We start from the raw sequence: 19,250 nt of genomic DNA, 5'->3' as shown, positions 1-19,250 counted from the left end.
CCCAGGCCAGACGTCGCCGGCCAGCCGTTCGGACGGTGGCGCGTTCGAGGGCTGATCGAACAGTGTTGGCGGTCAGCAGGGGATCGACGGCGGTGACGAGTCTGGTGAGTTCGGCGAGTGGATCGCCGTTTGTGTCCGGGCATTTCGCGCAACGAGGGTCGCCGTTGCGGTCCCGGCTGACGACGCGCCGCTGCTGGCGGCAGCCTGCGCAGACGGCTGGCTTGTCGAAGCAGGGCGAGCATCCCCACCTGCCGCCGGTGCGGCTGCCCACGTAGGGGCGTCCGCGGCCGCACTCACCGCAGCGGGGAAGCGCGATGTCCTGGGCGCCGGCTTCGCGAAGAGCCATCAGCAACCGCGCGACGCAGAACGGTGCCGGAGGCCGTCCGGTCCGCAGCAGCGACGGATCGTTATGCAGGGCCTGGGCGAGGCGCCGACGACCGGCTCGTTCACGCATCACCGTGCAGACGATCTCGCGAACGCGGTCGGCGTCCAGGTGCCGCTCGACGTTTCCGACCAGCCGCACGACCATGCCGACCGGATCGGCCAGAACCTCCTCCGCGTACCCGTTCAACGGTCCACCGGTGCGATCCGGGCCCGCTTGGGCCGCAGGTCACCGACTCCCTCGGCGGCGGGTGCCCCGCCTGCCGCCACCTTCTTCGGCTTCTTCACGACGCCGGCCGTTGCGATCGGCTCGATGAGGTCGTCCATAGTGCAGTCCAGGATGTCCAGCAAGGACATGAGGATCTTCAAGCTGAGCCGCTCGGGCCGGTCCACGACGAGCCGGTAGACCTGGCTGGAGGACAGCGTGATGCCGCGTTCCTCGAGCGGAGCGATCAGGTCGGTCGTGGAGAACATCCCGCGGTCCGCCATGATCTTGCGCAGGTGCCACTGGTAGTCGAGCTTGGCGGCCATCGTCGGGTCCTTCCTCGTCACGTCCCGGCGAACGCCGGGGCAAGTGCCTTGCTCAGGGCAGTGTTCATGAAGTCGTCGCTGACGTGGGTGTAGATGGCGGTGGAGCTGTCGCACTCGTGGCCGACTTGCTGCTGGATGAACCGACGGTCAACCCCGTCCTCGGTCAGATGCGTGACGTACGAATGGCGAATTGAGTGGGGGACGAGCTCCTTCGGGAGCTTCAACGCGTCGCGGTAGGCCACAAACCGGGCGTTGATCTCGGAGGGCTTGACCCGCCCTCCCCGCTCAGTGACCCACAACGCCGGGTGGTCCTCGCAGCCGAACCGCGGCCGGACGTTCTCCACATAGTCCTGGACCGCGTCCACCGCCCAGTCCATCACCGACAGCACGTTCCGGCGCCGCGGCGGCTGGCCCTTCTTCGCCTTGCCGTAGCGGACGTTGAGCGTGCCGTACCGGCCGAACTGTCGCGCCTTCGCGTTGCGGCCGAAGTCAACGACATCCAGCTTCGAAGTCTCCGTCCGACGCAGACCCCACCCGTAGACGACCTTGAACAGTGTGGCGTCGCGGTAGGCGGCAAGGGCGCCCTTGCGCTTGGACTTCACGGCGCGTTCGACCTGATCGTCGGCGTAGTCGAGGAACCGCTGTAGTTCTGCCCGGGTGAACGGCCTGGCCTCCGGGTCGCCCTCGTAGTCGTTGAGATGGGCGATGGTGTTCCACTCGTGGCAGATCGCCACGGGGTGGGTGCCGAAGGCGTCCTCGCAGGCCGCCCCCAGCCGTAGCGGCCGTCGACGAGGAACTCTGTGAACTGCCGAACGTCGCCTTGGTAGCTGCGGATCGTGGACGGTGCCAGGTGCTTCTCGCCCGTCAGCGAGGCTGACCACTCGTCCATGTGGCCCGGCAGCCACGACCACGGGTACTCGTTGGTGAATTCATGGAAGCGCCGGATCAGCCGTTCCCGCCCGGCGATCGTGCCTTCCTTCAAACCCCGGGACATCTGCTGAGCCCGCCAGCCCCGCAGCATCGCATCGACCATCGCGTCCTCCGGACGCAGCTGGATCACCCCGGAGACAAGCTCCAGATGAGCCGCCCCGGCCAGGGCCACCTTCCGCTCTTGCACCACTCCAGACCCTCCCTTCTGGAGGGCAAATCCTGCATCAGATGGGATTCGTCTGGCAAACTTCCTGATCAGGAGGCCACTTCGTAGTAGCGTTGGAGTCCATCAGGCCCTCGCCCCGAGCTGGCGACCTGCGACTTCTCGCCCGTCTGATGCAATTCCCGAGCCTTGGCGTAGCCCTCGGTGGTGGCAGTCGACACGTGCTTGAGGTGGATCTTCGCCGCGAGCAGTCCGCCGGGACGTTGGGCTAGTTCCTGGGCAAGGGTGCGGCGCAGCATCCGGAGGTTGAGCGGGCCGGCGGGGATCGGTGTCAGACCGAGTCGATGCCCGGCGGGGCCGTTGATCCAGTTCCGCAGCCGTGGGTAGCTGGTGTGGAAGACCATCGCGCCGAACACGGGTTCGCCGATGTCGCCGCCGTGGAGGCGTTTGGCGAGCGCGATCGCTTGGTCGACCTCGGCGACGACGACCCACTCGTCGTTCTCGCCGCCGAACTGGCGGCCCTTGATGACCTTGCTGGCCAGGCGGAACCGCTGGCCGCCGCCGGTGACCATGCGGGGAGACAGCCGGGAGCCGACCCGCAGTTCCAGCAGTTCGCTCGTCCGCATGCCGCTGGCCGCCGCGGTGAGGATCAGGCAGGCGGTGCGGACCGCGGTGACCAGGCCCCGGATCTCGTGGTAGGACACCGGCAGCGTCCAGGGGCGGGGCTGCCCGCCGTCCGCGCCAGAAACCGGTGCTGCGTTGCGGCCCCAGGCATGCTGGACACCCAGCACCCGGACGGCGTGTTCGAGGTGCGGCCGGATCTGCTCGACGTGGCGCAGCAGCAGCTTTGACCATGTGCGGTCGGCCCAGAGCGCGGTGAACGGCATTGCTGCCGTTCCGTTTCTCTGGGCCGCCGACCCGAACCGGACGTGCGTGTTGGCCACGCATCCGGCTCTCCACGTGGCTTGGCCAGTGGTCAGCCGTTGTTGGCTGCCGGTTCGATGGTCCACGGAGTCGGGATCCGAGCTCCGCGGTAGCGGTAGCGTTCGATCATGACGCTGGATGCGCCGAGGAACACGGTGCCGCTGTCGGCGAACCTCCATCCCTGGTCACAGAATCCCTTCAACTGGCTGCTGGGGATGCCGTGTTTGCGGCGGAGCCAGATCGCGACGCGGTGCCACGCGTGGTGGTCGACCGCGTTGAATGTCCGCTTCGCCGCGCCGTGTCGGAAGTAGGTCGCCCACCCGGTCATCGTCCGGTTCAGGCCCTCCAGGAGGGTGGCCAGACTCTGATTCTGGGTGTATCTGTAGGTCCGTTCCGAGACTCGGTCCTTGACGGCCTTGATGGCCTTCTTCGAGGGCCGGGTATAGACGACGAGCTTGTTCGTGTCGCGTTTCCGCTGGCGGCGGATGTGGTGGTCGAGAAAGTCGAAGCCGTCTTCGATGTGGACCACACGGGTCTTCTCCGGTGAAAGCCGCGGTCCGAGCGGGGCCAGGACCTCGGCGACCTGCTCGCACAGGGCCGACACCTCGGCCCGGTGGGCCGGGCCGCTGACGAGGACGACGAAGTCGTCCGCGTAGCGGACCAATCTCCAGTTTCCCGTTCCGATCTTGCGTCGCTTCTCGCGCTGCCAACTGGTGCCCATCAGGGTGTGCCACCGGACGTGGAAGTGCTCGTCCAGTGCCGTCAGAGCGATGTTGGCCAGCAGCGGGGAGAGGATCCCGCCCTGGGGAGTGCCGGTGGGGGTGTCCTTGGCGATGCCGTGGTGCATGACCCCGGCCTTCAAGTACGCCTTCACCAGCGCCAGGACGCGCTTGTCGGAGATCCTGGCCCGTAGCCGGTCCATCAGGGCGACGTGATCGATGTTGTCGAAACACGCCTCGATGTCGGCTTCCAGGACTACGGAGTAGCCCCGGCGGGCCAGATACACAATCTCCGCGATGGCGTCATGGGCTCGGCGGCCCGGCCGGAACCCGTAGGAGACCGGCAGGAAGTCGGCCTCGAAGATGGGCTCCAGGACCGCCTTCAGTGCGGCTTGCACGCCCCGGTCCTTCACGGTCGGAATGCCAAGATCACGCATCTTCCCGTTGGACTTGGGGATCTGGGTGCGCCGCACCGGTGCGGGCCGGTAGATCCGCGCCTTGAGCTCGTCCCTGATGTCCATCAGGAACGGCTGTACTCCCGGCCCGGATTCGATCGCGGCCACGGTCAGCCCGTCGATCCCAGCCGTCTTCGCCCCGGTGTTGCCCGCGACCCTGTGCCAGGCATCGATCAGGAACCCCGGGTCGTAGACCAGTGTTGTACAGATCGTCGAATCGGCGCGAGGCATCCGCCTGCGCCCGCTGGTGCAACTTGAGCTGCATCTTCCATACCGGGACACCCAGCCGCCAAGCGGCGGCCATCCCGACCCCGGTGTTCACCAGGGCATCTTCGGACGTTGCAGTCCTCTCCTTGTCTGTCACGCTGCCGCCCTTCCCCGTGCGGCCGGCTCTCCCGGCCCCGGAGTACTACGGCGGCTCCGCCCCGCCCACGCCCTTCGGCGGGCAACGCGCCTATCCCGTCCCGTGCCGCTGGAGGCGACTTGGGTCGGGAGCAGATCGCGGACGGTTCCCACGTTCACCGCTGATCGATCGACGGGTGAGGCGCCCGGCTATGCCCCTGCGGCATCGCCACGGTTACGCCGTAGACCTTCACGGGTCTTCTCCTCAGGCGGTAGAACACCCGTAGGCAACGGGCTCTGCCAAGAACTCTGACGCGCGACACGCGCGACACAGAACCAGCAAGCGCCCGGAAGTTCAAGTCTGGTTAGCCTCGCGCTTTCATGAAGCGGGCTGTCCGGTAGGCGGTCAGGGAAGCAGAAAGTGCCTCTGACCAGCGAGAATGAGGATTGCTGAGGTCCTTGTTCCCGCCCCTGTCGGAGGCACTTTCCAGGTGAAGCAGCCTATCGGGTCCTATCCCCATGTCCTTGTCCGGGATGACGGCCGGGCCGTGGTCTCGCAGGCCGGTTCGGTCCTGTTGGTCGAAACGGTCCGCAAGATCGGCTTTGACCAGGCGATATCCGCAGCCCTGACCCCGTGGCGGAGACCGCGAGCCGTCCACGATCCCGGCAAGATGCTCGTGGACCTCGCACTGGCGGTCGCACTCGGCGGCGACTGCCTGGCCGACGTCGGCATGCTGCGGGCCGAGCCGGGTGTGTTCGGCCCGGTCGCCTCCGATCCGACGGTCTCCCGTTTGATCGGCACCCTCGCCGCCTCCGGCGAGAAGGCGCTGACCGCGATCCGCGCCGCACGTTCCGAAGTCCGCAAAAGGGTCTGGGAGTTGGCCGGCGAGCGGGCTCCGGATGTCGGCGGGCAGGTGACCGTGGACCTGGACGGGGTCCTGGTCGTCGCGCACTCGGACAAGCAGGACGCGGCCCCGACCTGGAAGAAGACCTACGGACACCATCCGCTCATGGGCTTCGTCGACCACGGCCCGGGAGGAACCGGCGAACCTGTCGCAGCCCACCTCCGGCCCGGCAACGCGGGCTCGAACACGGCCGCCGACCACATCACCGTCGCTCGCCTCGCCCTCGCTCAACTGCCCAAGAAATACCGGCGGGGACGGCGGACACTGATCCGCTGTGATTCCGCGGGCGGCACCCACGAGTTCGTGGCCTGGCTCGCCCAGCGCGGACGCTGGCTGTCCTGCTCGGTCGGCATGGTGATCACCGAGGCCATCCACGAGCACGTTCTGAAGATCCCCGCATCGGCCTGGACGCCGGCGGTCGAATCGGACGGCGAGGTCCGTGGCGGGGCCTGGGTCGCCGAACTCACCGGTGACCTGCTCGACGGCTGGCCACAGGACATTCGGTTGATCGTCCGCAAGGAACGGCCTCATCCCGGAGCCCAGTTGAGAATCACGGACGCCGACGGCATGCGTATCACCTGCTTCGCCACCAACACCCTCAACCAGCCGATCGCCGGACTCGAACTCCGCCACCGGCTGCGAGCCCGCGCGGAGGACCGCATCCGGGCCGCGCGAGCGACCGGACTGCGCAACCTGCCCCTGCACGACACCGCGCAGAACGGCATCTGGCTGGAGATCGTCCAGATCGCCCTCGACCTGCTGGCCTGGATGCCCATGCTCGCCCTGACCGGCCAGACCCGGCTCTGGGAACCCCGCCGCCTGCGACTCCGCCTGTTCTCCGCGGCCGGCCAGCTCGTCACCACCGGCCGGCGCCTCCTCCTTCGCCTCGCCCGCCACTGGCCCTGGACCCGCGAGATCACAGAGGCCCTCGAACGGCTCGCACCCCTGCCAACCCCTGGCTGACCAGCCAACTCACCTGTCCCTGCAAGACAACGTGCCAGCCCGGAGCAGTGGAACCCGGCGTCCACCCGAGACGACACCCGGGCCCTCAACCTGCCCGGTCCCAGCCACCGACAACGAAATGGGCCCCCGACTCCGTCGGCGGCCCATCACGAAAGATCGAGGTTAGAGGGGGACATGGTTGTTAGCATCGGCGTCCGTTTCACGTGCCCTCGCGTACATCTCGCCGTCGAATTCCGGCCAACATCACAGCCACTCACTAGTGGGGGCTTCTGATGTGGCACCATCTCCATGACGGTAGCAGGATAGCTGGCGCCGGTTATCAGAATCAGTGCCGACTGCCCGACCAAGCGGGCGAATCGTCGAACATCTCGCGGGGTTCCGACTGCACGAACTCGAATTCGGAAGATGGGAGTGCAGGCTTCGGTCCGAGGACGCAGACGACGATGCACCGATGCGCACGAGCCGACGTCCACGGGTCGGCCGGTATCCACACCCGCAGCGCCGGTCCGACAGGTGATCGGCGCGCAGGAACCTGGCAATTAGTCAACAACGAATTCGGAGGAGCATCCGTGATCGGTCCCGAGATGCCGTGCAAGCGGAGCGCGATCCACAACCTGACCATTGATGCGGCCTATCGATCCACGAACGAGAGCGCGCGGTCGGACTCCGCCATCGGTGAGGGCATCGCGCTGCCGCCGGAGCTGTGCGCCGTGAGCGATCTCGTGCTCGGGGAGGCGGTGATCGTCGCTCGCATCGGCGCCAGCAACATCGAGAACCGGGTGCACACGTTCGTCGTGCATTCCGACACCGGCATGGTGGAAGCCCGCGGCAGCGTCGCCCACTTCCTGAGCACAGGCGACCTGGTGTGCATCATATCGGAGACCAGGCTCGGGGATCGCGGCCAGGAACTCCACGCGGACGGAACGCTGCCCATCGTCGACTACGGCATCATCCCGGGCAACAAGCTGGACACCGGGACGTTGAAGTACGAGCGCCTGACCGGTGACGAGGAACTGGGGTCGGTGCCGGACGAACACCCGCTCAGGGAGGAGCTGATGCCCAGGCTGATGGTCAACAGCTTGATCACGGGGCTCGTCGTCAACGACACGAAGGACGACTGCCTGCTCGGGAGCGCGGAGATCCCGGGCAGCGTGATGCGCGAAGCCAACATGTCCCGGCACACAATGGTGACGGTCTACAACTCGTCGGCCGGCGGCGGGACGAACACCTACGCCGTGCCCATGCCCGACGGCGTGATCATGACCACCGGGGCCATGGCCGGATTCGCTCCGCTCGGAGCAACGGTCAGCGTCGCGTCGTTCCGGTTCGCCGACAAGAACCATCGCATGTCGCTGGTGCTGACCGACGGAACTGCGGCGATCCGGCAGTAGCTGCACACGTCGTTCGACGCGATGAGCGGCCGGCGCGAGGGCCCGGCGCATCGCGACGCCGACCACGCGGTGTTCCGAGATCCCCATCAGCACGACGATCGACAGGAGCAGCACACGATGTCCGAGACCTCCAGCTCCCACGAACTCCCGCAGGGCCTCGTCCTGCCCGTGCCGGATGGGTTCGTACCCCGCGAGGAGATGCGTCCCCTCACCCCCTTCCTGGGCAACTGGCGATGCGAATCCACGGTGTACCCTCCGGGACGCGAGGATTCCCCGGTGAAGGGATTGTTCCGGGGCAAGCTCTCGCCGATCCTCCGGGGCACGTGGTACGAGTGGGACTACACCCAGGAACCGAACGAGCTGCACCCGACGGGTCAGCACTGCCGATACATCTTCGGCTGGAGCCCCGAGCTCGAGCAGTTCGTGTCGATCTACTTCGACGATCGGGGCAACCACATCGATGCGGTCACGTCCGGTGCTGGTTGGGTCGACGGTCACCTGATCTTCTCGGGCGCGATCCTGTTGCGCGACCACGGCGGCGACGTCATCATGACCGACGATTTCACCTCCGACGGACCAGGGCATCTGCACAACGTGGTGACCATCACGTCCGACGGGATCCCGAAACTGCACGCGGAGCTCGACTTCCGCCACGAGAATCCCTGACGCGTCCGGCCGGCATGACGTATCCACAGAGAGCGGAGATCACGGTTGCCAAAGATCATCCTTCCGAACTTCCGGGCCGACTACTCGGAGCAGGTTCGCGACTGGTTGGGAATCTCGGATGCGACGGCGTCGTCGACCGACACGACGGCGAGGTTCCTGTGGCACGCGGAGGACGGGGACGTGCTGGTCATACCCGACACCGTGGACCCCGACTTCCCGGGCTACGTTGCGGACACCCTCGGCATCGACGGCACGAGCGTCCACGTGGAGCGGACGCAGACTCCGCTGAGCGAAGCGGTCCTGCAGGATCCGGAGTTCATCGACCGGCTCGCCGCGCACACGGGAACCGGCGCGGGATGGAGCTTGTTCCCCTGCGTGTCGACGCGCGCCGCCGCGCAGCTGACCCGGAAGCTGAACGTCGCAGCGCTCGACGGCTACGAGTTCGCCATGCAGAACGGCATCGATCTGCTGAACATGAAGTCGACGTTCCGCAGGCTGGCGGCCGGTCTCGGCACCCCGCTGACGGACGGCGTCGTCGCTCGCGGTCCGGCTGAGGTGCGGAGCGCGATCCAGGAACTGATCGCTGAGACCGGAATGGTCATCGCCAAGCAGGACAGGAGTGGTGGCGGCCACGGCAACATCGGAATATCGACGTCGCCGGAGTCGTCCTTCCCGGGAACGCGCGAGGTCCTGGCGTACGCCAACGACCAGCTCGATACCCTCGCAGACACCCTGTGGTCGCAGCTGACGGACACCCAGAACCAGTTCATCACGTTGGAGACGTACCACCGCGCAGACCAACGATTCTTCTTCGAGTACCACCTCGACGGCGACCGTGCACGTTTCCTGCACAGCTCGATCCTGAAGTACGAGCAGTTGCCGGAGGGTTCTGGCGGCAGCGCCAAGTGGATCGGACTGGACTCCCCGTCACGTTCTGAGTTCGAGGCGACCTTGAAGCCCGCGGAAGAGTTCATCGAACTGGTCCGGACCATCGGCTACCGCGGGTACGTGAACATCGACGGCATCGTGCTGGACGATGGCCGGGTCTTCTTCCACGAGATCAACGCTCGCTGGAGCGGCGGTCTCATCTACCACACCGTCGCCGAACGACTCCTCGGGCACGACTACGCCCGCAACAACTTCTTCTCTTCCATCCTCAATGTTGTGCCCGCGGGGCTCGCGGACCTTCTCCGGTCGATCGAGAGGGCGGGCGTGAGGTACGACAAGGACTCAGGTGAAGGGGCTGTGGTTCTCGGCTGCAACTCGGATCTCGGTCCGGGAGCCGAACTGCTCGTGTTCTCCAAGAACTGGGATCGGCTCACAGCGATGAAGGACGAGATCGCCACGACGGCCGGAACGTTGTCTTAAGGATGCGAGAGGGAATGTGGGGATGGAAAATTCGCGTCACGGCTTCTCCGACGTCAAGAAGCTCCGGCACCTGAGTGACGGCTACTGGGACTCGGCGGCACGGCTCGGAGTCCATGGCGCAGTGCTGCAGGCCGTCCCGGGAGGAAGACTCAGCGCGCCGGACGGTCGAGTAGCGGTCAACATGTCGTCCTACTCCTATCTGGGGCTGGACGAGAGCCCGAGGATCATCGACGCCGCGATCGCCGCGCTGCGGAGCAACATGGTCCTGAACAGTTCGTTGTCGCGAGTCCGGATGACCCTTCCGCTCCTCGAAGAAGCCGAGTGCGCACTCGGCGATCTGTTCGGGGCGGATGTGGCGACCCTCAATTCGTGCTCGGCAGCGGCGTGGGCCACGTTGCCGGTCCTGGCTTCCGGTCTCCTCACCGATGGTGTCGCCCCGGTGATGGTGTTCGACAAGCGCGCCCATTTCTGCATGGCGGCGCTCAAGTCCCTGTGTGCCGACGAGACCAGGGTCGAGACGATCAGGCACAACGACGTCGACGCTCTTGCCGACATCTGCAGGAAGAACAAACGCGTAGCTTATGTCTGCGATTCCGTCTACAGCACGGGAGGGACTCTAGCGCCACTTGAGGAACTCTTCGAGCTCCAGGAGGAGTTCGGGCTCTTCCTCTACTTCGACGAAGCACACAGCACGTCGGTGATCGGTGACATGGGCCGGGGTTATGTTCTGGACCGGATGGGCGCGATCAACGATTCGACCATGCTCATCACGTCGCTGAACAAGGGTTTCGGTGCATCAGGCGGTGCCATCGTGTTCGGCCCCAGGGACGACGACCGCAAACGAAAGATCATCCAGCGCAGCAGCGGCCCGATGATGTGGTCCCAGCGTTTGACCACTCCGGCACTGGGCGCGATCATCGAGTCCGCCAAGCTCCACCGCAGTGAGGCTCTGCCTGAGTTGCAAGCCAAACTGCACAGCAACATTGCGCTTTTCGATGGCCTCGTTCGTGCCGCTGGCCAGGGAAACAGCGTCCCGATCCGATACCTGGAGCTGGGTTCCGAGGCCGATACGCTGGAAACGTCGGCTTACCTGTTCGACAACGGATTCTACGTGGAGCCGGACTTCTTCCCAATCGTCAGCAGGGGTGCGGCGGGCCTGCGCGCCCGAATCCGGTCCTCCATGTCGACCGCGGACATCGAGCAGTTCGCACACGTGTGGCACAAGCTCGGGGTCGATCAGCAGTAGGAGGTCGAGTCTGAGGCTCACCTGCTTCGCCACCAACACGCCCGGCCGGCCGATCGCCGAGCTCGAGCTCCGTCACCGGCTGCGGGCCAGGGCCGAGGACCGCATCCGGGCCGCCCGGGCCACCGGTCCGCGCAACCTGCCCCTCAAGCGCATGGCACAAAACCGGGTCTGGCTGGAGATCGTGCAGATCGCTCTCGACCTGCTGGCCTGGATGCCCATGCTCGCGCTGACCGGCGAAGCCATACTCTGGGAGCCCCGCCGCCTGCGGCTTCGTCTGCTCAGCACGGCTGGACAGCTCGTGACCACCGGCCGCCGCCGGATCCTCCGCCTGGCCGGCACTGGCCCTGGACCAGCCACATCACCGCAGCTCTCGACCGACTCGCACTCCTCCCGAACCTCGGCTGATCAGCAGATTCACCCGTCCCTGCGAAAGAACCCTCCACCCCGGAGCAGTGGAACCCGGCGTCCGCCCGAGACGACACTCGGGACCTCAGCCTGCACAGCCTCAGACCACAGCACGAAAACGGTCCACCGACTCCGTCGGCGGACCGTCACGAAACTTCGAGGCTAGGCATGCGCGATACCCATATACACAAAAGTCGTGTACTTCACGGGCGTTCAGGGCGTGGCTCCTCGCCCGGATCAGTCTGAACGAATACGTCTCGTGACGAAATGGTCATGGTCTTCTCGCTCGGAAGTCCGGTGTGAGCGTCAACTACGCTGACGAAGTATCCGCTTGGGGGGCCTGCGCTAACTGTCTGTGTATCCGAGTCGAGGCTCCACAGAGGTGATTCCACGGTTCCGGCAAGTGATTCAGTGCCCGACCGGAACCGTATGGCGGCACCTAGAGCGTAACCACCGCCAGCAGCCGTCAGCGCCAGATCGATGGCGGCAGTCATGGGTTGCAGGCTTGCGAAGCGCCGGGTCTCAATCGTGCCTGTGGCTGGTCCATCCGGGCGCTCCTTCACGTGTGCGTCGATGAACTCCACAGCGTGCCAGGCGCGAAGTACCGGGTCTTCGTCTGCGGTCGCATCCTTGGTGGCGCTCCGGATCAGTAGTTTCCTGAGAAGTTCGGCGGACTCGTCGTTCTCCTCGATGGAGATCGGTGATCCGCGGCGCACTCCGTGCCCCAAGCGCTGCAAGCAAGCACACAGCCAGCCTTCAAGGGCATCCGGGCTTGCCGACTGGGATATTCGGAAACGCAAATGTCGAAGTCCGATGTCCCCGGGATCGAGCGCGGTGCTTCCGGCGATCGCGTACACCAGCAGAGACCACCGGTCTTCGACTGTTGAGGGTGTCGACTTGGGAGCCGGCCCAGGCTGAGTTCCGTAGGGAGCAGCAGCGCAAAGGGCCATCAATTGGCGAGAGCGACTCTCCGAGGCCTTCCATTTTTCGTTCAACATGGACGGTAGGCTACAACTCGGGGGCAATGAGCTGTTCCCAGTAACCGTCGGCCACCGTCCGTGAGCGAGCGGCGTGTCGTGCGGTCCGTGGTATCCCCAAGTCCGGGCAGGCGTGAGGCCCCTGGTAGGAACGATCTTGCGACAGAAAGATCCGACCGAGGGGCCTCACATGCCGACCAGTGTCACGTACACCGCCGTGCTCGATGTGAAGCGGTCCACCGCCGAGTACCTGGCCGGCCTCCTGCGCGACCACCGGATCGTGACCAGGACCCGCAAGGGGCGACGCGCGCTGGGCTGCTTCAAGCAGGCCGTGCTCGTGCTGCGCTGGTTCCTCGACGGCACCCGCCTGGCCCAACGCCCGTGACAATGGCCTGTCGACCTCAACTGCATACCGCTACCTCCACGAGGTACTGGCCGTCCTGGCCGCCGGCGCACCGGACCTGTCCACCGCGCTGGAGCGCGCGAAGGCAGCCGGGCTGACGCATCTGCACCTCGACGGTACGGTCATCCGTACCGACCGCGTCGCCGCCCCGGGTCCCAACGGCGCAGACCTCTGGTGGTCCGGAAAACACAAGCACCATGGCGGGAACGTGCAGGTCATCGCTACCCCGGACGGCTGGCCGATCTGGGTCTCGCCCGTACGGCCGGGCCGGGAACACGACACCACCTGCGCCCGCCACCACGGGCTGGTCGAAGCACTCAACCGCATCGCGGCCGAGCTGGACATGCCGACCCTGGTCGACCTCGGCTACGAGAACGTCGGCGACGGCTTCCGGCACCCGCACAAGAAGCCCGCCGGAGGCGAGCTGACCGAGGCCCAGCAGACGTACAACAAGGTCATCCGCGGCATCCACGGCGTCTGCGAGCGCGCCAACTCCCTGCTCAAGACCACCTTCAAGGCACTGCGCAGGGTCAGCTTCGACCCCAGCCGCATCACGAAGATCGCCGCCGCGGCCCTCGTCCTGCTCCAGCTCGAGTACGACCGCACCATCTGAACAATCACACACCGTCGTGATCCATTACTGGCAAAGGCTCAATGGGCCGGTGTGCGCAGGCGAGTAGACTGCCCGAAGGGCTAGCCTCGAAGTTTCGTGACGGTCCGCCGACGGAGTCGGTGGACCGTTTTCGTGCTGTGGTCTGAGGCTGTGCAGGCTGAGGTCCCGAGTGTCGTCTCGGGCGGACGCCGGGTTCCACTGCTCCGGGGTGGAGGGTTCTTTCGCAGGGACGGGTGAATCTGCTGATCAGCCGAGGTTCGGGAGGAGTGCGAGTCGGTCGAGAGCTGCGGTGATGTGGCTGGTCCAGGGCCAGTGCCGGCCAGGCGGAGGATCCGGCGGCGGCCGGTGGTCACGAGCTGTCCAGCCGTGCTGAGCAGACGAAGCCGCAGGCGGCGGGGCTCCCAGAGTATGGCTTCGCCGGTCAGCGCGAGCATGGGCATCCAGGCCAGCAGGTCGAGAGCGATCTGCACGATCTCCAGCCAGACCCGGTTTTGTGCCATGCGCTTGAGGGGCAGGTTGCGCGGACCGGTGGCCCGGGCGGCCCGGATGCGGTCCTCGGCCCTGGCCCGCAGCCGGTGACGGAGCTCGAGCTCGGCGATCGGCCGGCCGGGCGTGTTGGTGGCGAAGCAGGTGAGCCTCATGCCGTCCGCGTCCGTGAGCCTCAACTGGGCCCCAGGATGCGGACGCTCTTTCCTCACGATCAGCCGCACGCCCTCGGGCCGGCCGTCCAGGACGTCGCCGGTGAGCTCGGCGACCCAGGCCCCGTCACGGACCTCGCCGTCCGCCCCGACGGCCGGCGTCCAGGCCGAGGCGGAACCTTCAGGACGTGGCTGTGGATGACCTCGGTGATCACCATGCCGACCGAGTAGGACAGCCACCGTCCTCGCTGGGCGAGCCAGGCGACGAAGTCGTGGGTACCGCCCGCGGAGTCCGTGCGGACCAGGGTCCGGCGCCCACGCCGGTACTTCTTTGGCAGCTGGGCCAGGGCCAGTTGGGCGGCGGTGGTGTGGTCGGACGCGGTGTTGTCGGGTAGCCCCAGCGCATTACTGCGCCGGGGCCCCCTCAGAACCGTGCGTGCCCGCTTTCCAGGCACCCGGCTCAAGCAAGCCCCAAAGGCTCGCGGGCAGGCAGAACTGCTGGTCCCGGTGCGCGGGCGGCGATGCGCCGTCGCGCGCAGTGGGCGTGCATGAGGCAGCGTGCGGTGTCGTCTGGCGGGTGGCCGTCCTCAGTGGCGAGCGCCGTGCGGCGGATCGCCTTGCGGACGGCGGTGAGTCACTGCTCCCACTCGGTGGGACTTTGCGGCTCTTGATCGGCGTGCAGCAGCAGAGTGCCGCAGCCGGGACAGCGGCCGTGCTGCGCGTGTAGCAGCCGCAGCACGAACGGCCCCAGCGGGGGCTTTCGCCGCCGTCGCCGATCAGCCCAGTAACCGGTCAGAGCCGGGTCGTCCGGAGACGCCCTGCCTTTGACCAGCCGATGTCGGACGATCTTCGTCCAGGAGAACTTCACCAGGTAGCGGCCGGTGTCCCGGTCGCCGAACACCCAGCGGTCCCGTCTGGAGTGGTGGAACGCGCCGAAGTACCGGGCCACGACCCAGCGTTTCGACTTGTTCGGGTGCGCCCGCAGTCCCCACCGGTAGGTGAGCCGCCACAGGTAGTGGTCCAAGGAGGAGAAGATCTCCTTGGACACCCCGGTGCGGTAGTAGGCCGCCCAGCCCCGGATCACGGGGTTGAGCTTGTTGATCACCGCTTGGGCGTTGGCCCCGTGTAGAGCCTTGACCTCGGCGGCGCGCCTGCTGCGAATGCGCCGCACCGCTGCCTTGCTGGGCTTGGTCAGCAGCTTGCCGTTGCGGTAGCGGCGGACGTTGAACCCGAGGAAGTCGAAGCCGTCTTCGAGACGGACGACGTGCGTCTTGTCCTCGTTGAAGGCCAGTCCCCTCGGCGTCAGCCACACCGCGAGCTGCTGCTTGACCTGCCGGGCCTGTTCCCCGCTGACGCACAAGGCCACCAGATCGTCGGCATAGCGGATCACCACGGGGGTGCCCGGCTCCGACTTGCCCGCGTGCCTCATCCCGTCAGGGAAGTACCGGACCCCGGCGGCTTGTTTCAGCCCGTGCAGGGCGACATTCAGTAGCGTGGGGCTGATCACCCCGCCTTGTGGAGCTCCCTCCTCGGTCGGGGTGAGTTGTTCACGCTCGACCACGCCCGTCTTCAGCCACTGCCTGATCTGTTCCCGCGCGGGGAACGTGCCGAGCTGGCGGAGAAGATGGTCGTGGTCGATGCGGTCGAACGCCGCTGCCAGGTCCGCGTCGAGAATCCACCGGCGGTGCGGATTCTTTCCCCCGACCGCGTTGAAGATTGCCTCGATGGCGTCATGGCAGCCACGGCCGGGCCGAAAACCGTACGACTTCGGCTCGAACCGTGCCTCCCACTCGGGTTCCAGCGCGTTGAGGGCCCGCGCCTGGAGAGCGCGATCAATGATCACCGGGATACCGAGCGGGCGCTGTTTCTTCCCTCCTGCCTTGGGGATATACACCCGCCTGACCGGCCGGGCCCTCCACGTGTCGGCGGATCGCTGCATCCAGTCGGCCAGTTCGGCCTTGCCCTGGGGCAGCAGCACCACCTTCCCGTCGATCCCGGCGGTCGTGCGGCCAGCGTTGATCTCCGTGACCCGGCGCACGCTGAGCAGCGTGTTGGCGCGGGAGCGGAGCATCAGCTTCTGCAGATTGCGGACCCTTTTCAGGTCCCCTGCCTGCGATGCCGTGAAGATGCGTTGCCGAAGTCGCCGTACGTCGTCTTCGACCTGCTGCCAGTCGACGGCCAGCCAGTCGGTGATCTCGTCCCCAGGTCCGTTCACCGCAGCCTCGGCTGGGGCGTCCAACTTGTCCCTCGGTTCGGGGTGTTCGAGCATCTGGTCTCCACAGACTCACCCGACCCACGTCGGCACCCTTTCGAGTTCGGGCACGTGCCCGTATCCGGCCGGTTATGCAGGGCGATCGGCGGAGGGCCGAACGTGTTGCCCCGTCTTCCCGCTGCCTTTCAGCTGCCGGCGTTCGCTTCTTGGGTCATCCTGTTCCCGCCCGGGGGCTGGGCCTTCCTCGCAGTCGGCTCACCGCTCAGTCGCCTGAGCGGACCCCGTCGGGGTTTCCACGTTCCACACAGTTGAGATAGAATCGGGGTGGGCGCTCTCTATACCCCGGGGACGGTGGTGTCCTCCCGGTCGGCGGTTCGCAGTCCGACCGGCACCCACCGCTTCTCCGCGGCCAGTCCCTGCACTCCGCTGAAGACTTCCGTCTGGCGGAGCCCAAACGTGACGAGGCATCATCAGGGGTTCACTCGCGTTCACCCGTCCGGTCTTCCCCTTGCCTGTGGCCCCCGGACGGATCGGGAACCCTTGGGCGTCTTCTTCGAGCTCCGCACCCCACTGTTGCCAGTGACGCACGTCGAAGCCCTCTCTGTCAGCCTTGGGTGAGACGTCCCGCTTCGGCGGGTTAGCCTGAGAGGGCACGACAGGAGAACCACCCCCTCATGACCAGCAGCAAGTCCGCCGGATCCGACCCGGCTCCCCGGCCGAAGCGCCGCACTTTCAGCCCGGAGTACAAGCTGCGGATCGTGGCCGAGTACGACGCCGCCCCGCAGAACGAGAAGGGCGCGGTCCTGCGCCGCGAGCGGCTGTACCACTCGCATGTGAAGGAGTGGCGGGCAGCGCGGGACGCCGGGGCCCTGGAGAAGCTGGTCGACCAGCGCACCAGCCCGGCGAGGCCGAAGAAGTCCGCCGCCGAGGCGGAGAACGAGAAACTGCGCCGCCAGGTGGAGCGTCTGGAGAAGGAACTGGCGCGGAACAAGGCCGCGCTGGAGGTTATGGGAAAAGCTTCCGCGCTCTTGGAAATGATCTCCGAGGGCGCGGACTGAACGCTGCCGTCGCCCCGGTGGCCGATGACGCGTTCACCGGCGTCGAGGGCGTGCTGGGTGTGACTGCGGCGTGCCGGCTGACCGGCCGCTCGCGGGCCACCCACTACCGCCGGCTGCGTCCGGCGCCACCACGCCGGCCCCGCAAGCCGCAGGTCCAGCCCTCGGCCCTGACGGCCGAAGAACGGTCTGCGGTACTGGAGTTGATGAACAGCGACGAGTACGCCGAACTGGCGCCCGCGCAGATCTGGGCCCGCGAGCTGGATGCCGGGCGCTACCACTGCTCGGTCTCCACGATGTACCGGATCCTGCGCGAGAAGGGCCAGTCCGGCGAGCGCCGAAGACAGGCCACCCACCCCGCCCAGGCGGTGCCCGAACTGGTGGCCACCGCCCCGTCGCAGGTGTTCACCTGGGACATCACCAAGGCGGCCGGACCGGCAAAGGGCATCTGGTATCACGCCTACGTCATCATCGACATCTTCAGCCGCTACATCGTCGGCCACACCGTCGAGGCCGCTGAATCGGCCGAACGGGCCGAGGAGTTGATCCGCGAGACCATCGTCCGCAACGGGATCGTGCCCGAGACCGTGCACGCCGACCGCGGCACCTCGATGACGAGCAAGAAGGTCTCCCAGCTGCTGATCGACCTCGGGGTGACAAGGTCGCACTCGCGGCCGAAGGTCTCCAACGACAACCCCTACAGCGAGGCCCCGTTCAAGACCACGAAGTACATGTCGGACTATCCCGAACGGTTCGACTCGCTGGCCCACGCCCGCGAATGGTTCGACGCCTTCATCGCGTACTACAACCACGAGCACCGGCACTCGGGCATCGGCTGGCACACACCCGCCTCCGTCCACTTCGGGACCGCCGAGGAGGTCCGCGACCAGCGCGCGGTCACCCTCGCCGAGGCATACGCCCGCCACCCCGAACGCTTCGGCCGCCGCCCCCGACCACCCGAGATACCCCAGACGGCCTGGATCAACGACCCGTCCAAGCGCCGCGAACCCGCACCACAAACCTCATAGCATCACGACCGTCTCACTGGACTTGAAATCTTCCGAAGCGGGGACGGGCCTTGGACACTGGCCCGGATCTACACCTTCGACATCAGTCGAACCTCCAATCGGTGCAACCACTCAAACTGTGCGACCTCGTGTCGCACCGAGCCTGCGTTCCCCGGCCTCAGCAGAGCCGCCACGGGCTCTCCGGTGCCTCCCGGTCCGTGGTCGACGAAACCCATGAGCGGGTGGTGACCATAGGTCCGCTTCCAGGTCGGGGCTGCGTCCTCCTTGTCGGAGTGCGCGATCGCCAGTACCCCGTCGAGATCGACGGTCACCATCCCGCCGGTGTCGGGCGCGGCCCGGCCGCCGTTCGCCAGACGCGCTCGCGTGCTTCGGCCCGCGCGGAACGGATCGCCCGCAGGGCCTTCTCCCCGGAGGCCGCGAGGGAGTCGAGCAGGCGGGAGACCGTTGGGTCGGAGGCGACCGGCCCGAACACCGCCGGCTCGGCCCGCAGCATGCCGACATCCGCGAGACAGTCGCCGCCCAACGCGACCGCCAGGGCGACGTCCAGGAGGACCTTCCCGGGATCGTGAACGGCCCGTGGCTTCCGCCACGGCCCGAGTGCCTCGGATATCGCGGTGTCCAGACCGGCCTTGCGGACCGTCTCCACCAGCAGGACCGAGCCAGCCTGCGAGACCACCTGACGGCCGTCGCCCTGGACCCGGACAGACGGGTATGACCCGGTAGGCTCTCTCACCTGGAAAGTGCTCTTTTCCTCGCAGCCAACAGGACCCTCAGCAAGTCCTATCGTTGCAGGTCAAGGAGGCGTGCCCGAGGCCGGCGGCCTTCGTGTAGCCGAGCCCTCGAGCAGCGCATTGCGGAGCCTGGCAGCTGACGAGACGGGACGCCGCAGCCCGCTCCCGCAGGGGGCCGCTGCCATCACTGGCGCCTCCCCAAGC

General features: G+C 66.8%; 13 protein-coding genes and 4 pseudogenes. 9 read left to right on the top strand and 8 right to left on the bottom strand.

The genetic code is table 11. The features are described from left to right. Positions 1–567 precede the first annotated feature (567 nt). From V4Y04_RS03015 to ltrA (V4Y04_RS03000), 4 genes are all read right to left on the bottom strand, one after another. Entirely contained in the window at positions 568–912 is a 345-nt protein-coding gene (locus V4Y04_RS03015) for a helix-turn-helix domain-containing protein (protein WP_055605523.1), read from the bottom strand. 17 nt (positions 913–929) lie between these two features. After that, entirely contained in the window at positions 930–1,646 is a 717-nt protein-coding gene (locus V4Y04_RS03010) for a tyrosine-type recombinase/integrase (RefSeq protein ID WP_332425622.1), read from the bottom strand. A 451-nt stretch (positions 1,647–2,097) separates the two neighbouring features. Further along, the gene (locus tag V4Y04_RS03005; protein WP_332425620.1) at positions 2,098–2,892 is read right to left on the bottom strand and encodes a hypothetical protein; all 795 of its coding nucleotides are present in this window, start codon (positions 2,890–2,892) and stop codon (positions 2,098–2,100) included. Between the two features lie 89 nt (positions 2,893–2,981). Beyond that, positions 2,982–4,334 carry a group II intron reverse transcriptase/maturase gene (gene ltrA / locus V4Y04_RS03000; protein WP_332425618.1) on the bottom strand — a complete coding sequence of 451 codons (1,353 nt, stop codon included), beginning with the start codon at positions 4,332–4,334 and terminating at the stop codon, positions 2,982–2,984. 602 nt (positions 4,335–4,936) lie between these two features. On the opposite strand from ltrA (V4Y04_RS03000), the gene V4Y04_RS02995 reads away from it, so the two are divergent. From V4Y04_RS02995 to V4Y04_RS02970, 6 genes and pseudogenes are all read left to right on the top strand, one after another. Next, positions 4,937–6,313: an IS1380 family transposase gene (locus V4Y04_RS02995; RefSeq protein ID WP_332425616.1), complete on the top strand. Its 1,377-nt coding sequence runs from the start codon at positions 4,937–4,939 to the stop codon at positions 6,311–6,313. 443 nt (positions 6,314–6,756) lie between these two features. Then, entirely contained in the window at positions 6,757–7,704 is a 948-nt protein-coding gene (locus V4Y04_RS02990; protein WP_332425615.1) for an aspartate 1-decarboxylase, read from the top strand. 117 nt (positions 7,705–7,821) lie between these two features. Beyond that, positions 7,822–8,370: a hypothetical protein gene (locus V4Y04_RS02985; protein WP_332425614.1), complete on the top strand. Its 549-nt coding sequence runs from the start codon at positions 7,822–7,824 to the stop codon at positions 8,368–8,370. A 45-nt stretch (positions 8,371–8,415) separates the two neighbouring features. Continuing rightward, positions 8,416–9,738, top strand: a complete 1,323-nt coding sequence (locus V4Y04_RS02980; protein WP_332425613.1) for a hypothetical protein — start codon at positions 8,416–8,418, stop codon at positions 9,736–9,738. 22 nt (positions 9,739–9,760) lie between these two features. After that, complete coding sequence (locus tag V4Y04_RS02975) at positions 9,761–10,984, top strand: aminotransferase class I/II-fold pyridoxal phosphate-dependent enzyme (protein ID WP_249954476.1); 1,224 nt, start codon at positions 9,761–9,763, stop codon at positions 10,982–10,984. A gap of 10 nt (positions 10,985–10,994) precedes the next feature. Then, positions 10,995–11,389: pseudogene (locus V4Y04_RS02970) on the top strand (transposase); the annotation flags it as partial. Positions 11,390–11,592: 203 nt separating this feature from the next. Here V4Y04_RS02970 and V4Y04_RS02965 read toward each other — a convergent pair. Beyond that, positions 11,593–12,246, bottom strand: a complete 654-nt coding sequence (locus tag V4Y04_RS02965) for a hypothetical protein (RefSeq protein ID WP_332425610.1) — start codon at positions 12,244–12,246, stop codon at positions 11,593–11,595. A gap of 310 nt (positions 12,247–12,556) precedes the next feature. Between V4Y04_RS02965 and V4Y04_RS02960 the strand changes: the two are divergent. Further along, positions 12,557–13,382: pseudogene (locus V4Y04_RS02960) on the top strand (HARBI1 family protein). A gap of 246 nt (positions 13,383–13,628) precedes the next feature. On the opposite strand, the pseudogene V4Y04_RS02955 reads toward V4Y04_RS02960, so the two are convergent. Next, a pseudogene (locus V4Y04_RS02955) lies at positions 13,629–14,409 on the bottom strand (transposase); the annotation flags it as partial. A 245-nt stretch (positions 14,410–14,654) separates the two neighbouring features. Then, the gene (gene ltrA / locus V4Y04_RS02950) at positions 14,655–16,289 is read right to left on the bottom strand and encodes a group II intron reverse transcriptase/maturase (protein ID WP_332425608.1); all 1,635 of its coding nucleotides are present in this window, start codon (positions 16,287–16,289) and stop codon (positions 14,655–14,657) included. 617 nt (positions 16,290–16,906) lie between these two features. On the opposite strand from ltrA (V4Y04_RS02950), the gene V4Y04_RS02945 reads away from it, so the two are divergent. Then, complete coding sequence (locus tag V4Y04_RS02945) at positions 16,907–17,290, top strand: hypothetical protein (protein ID WP_332425435.1); 384 nt, start codon at positions 16,907–16,909, stop codon at positions 17,288–17,290. Positions 17,291–17,307: 17 nt separating this feature from the next. After that, positions 17,308–18,315, top strand: a complete 1,008-nt coding sequence (locus V4Y04_RS02940) for an IS3 family transposase (RefSeq protein ID WP_332425434.1) — start codon at positions 17,308–17,310, stop codon at positions 18,313–18,315. 137 nt (positions 18,316–18,452) lie between these two features. Here V4Y04_RS02940 and V4Y04_RS02935 read toward each other — a convergent pair. Next, positions 18,453–19,048, bottom strand: a pseudogene (locus V4Y04_RS02935) (transposase); the annotation flags it as partial. Positions 19,049–19,250: the final 202 nt, after the last annotated feature.

The organism is Streptomyces sp. P9-A2 (genome assembly GCF_036634175.1).
Classification (GTDB): domain Bacteria; phylum Actinomycetota; class Actinomycetes; order Streptomycetales; family Streptomycetaceae; genus Streptomyces; species Streptomyces pratens.
This window is presented reverse-complemented; position numbering and strand designations above follow the sequence as displayed.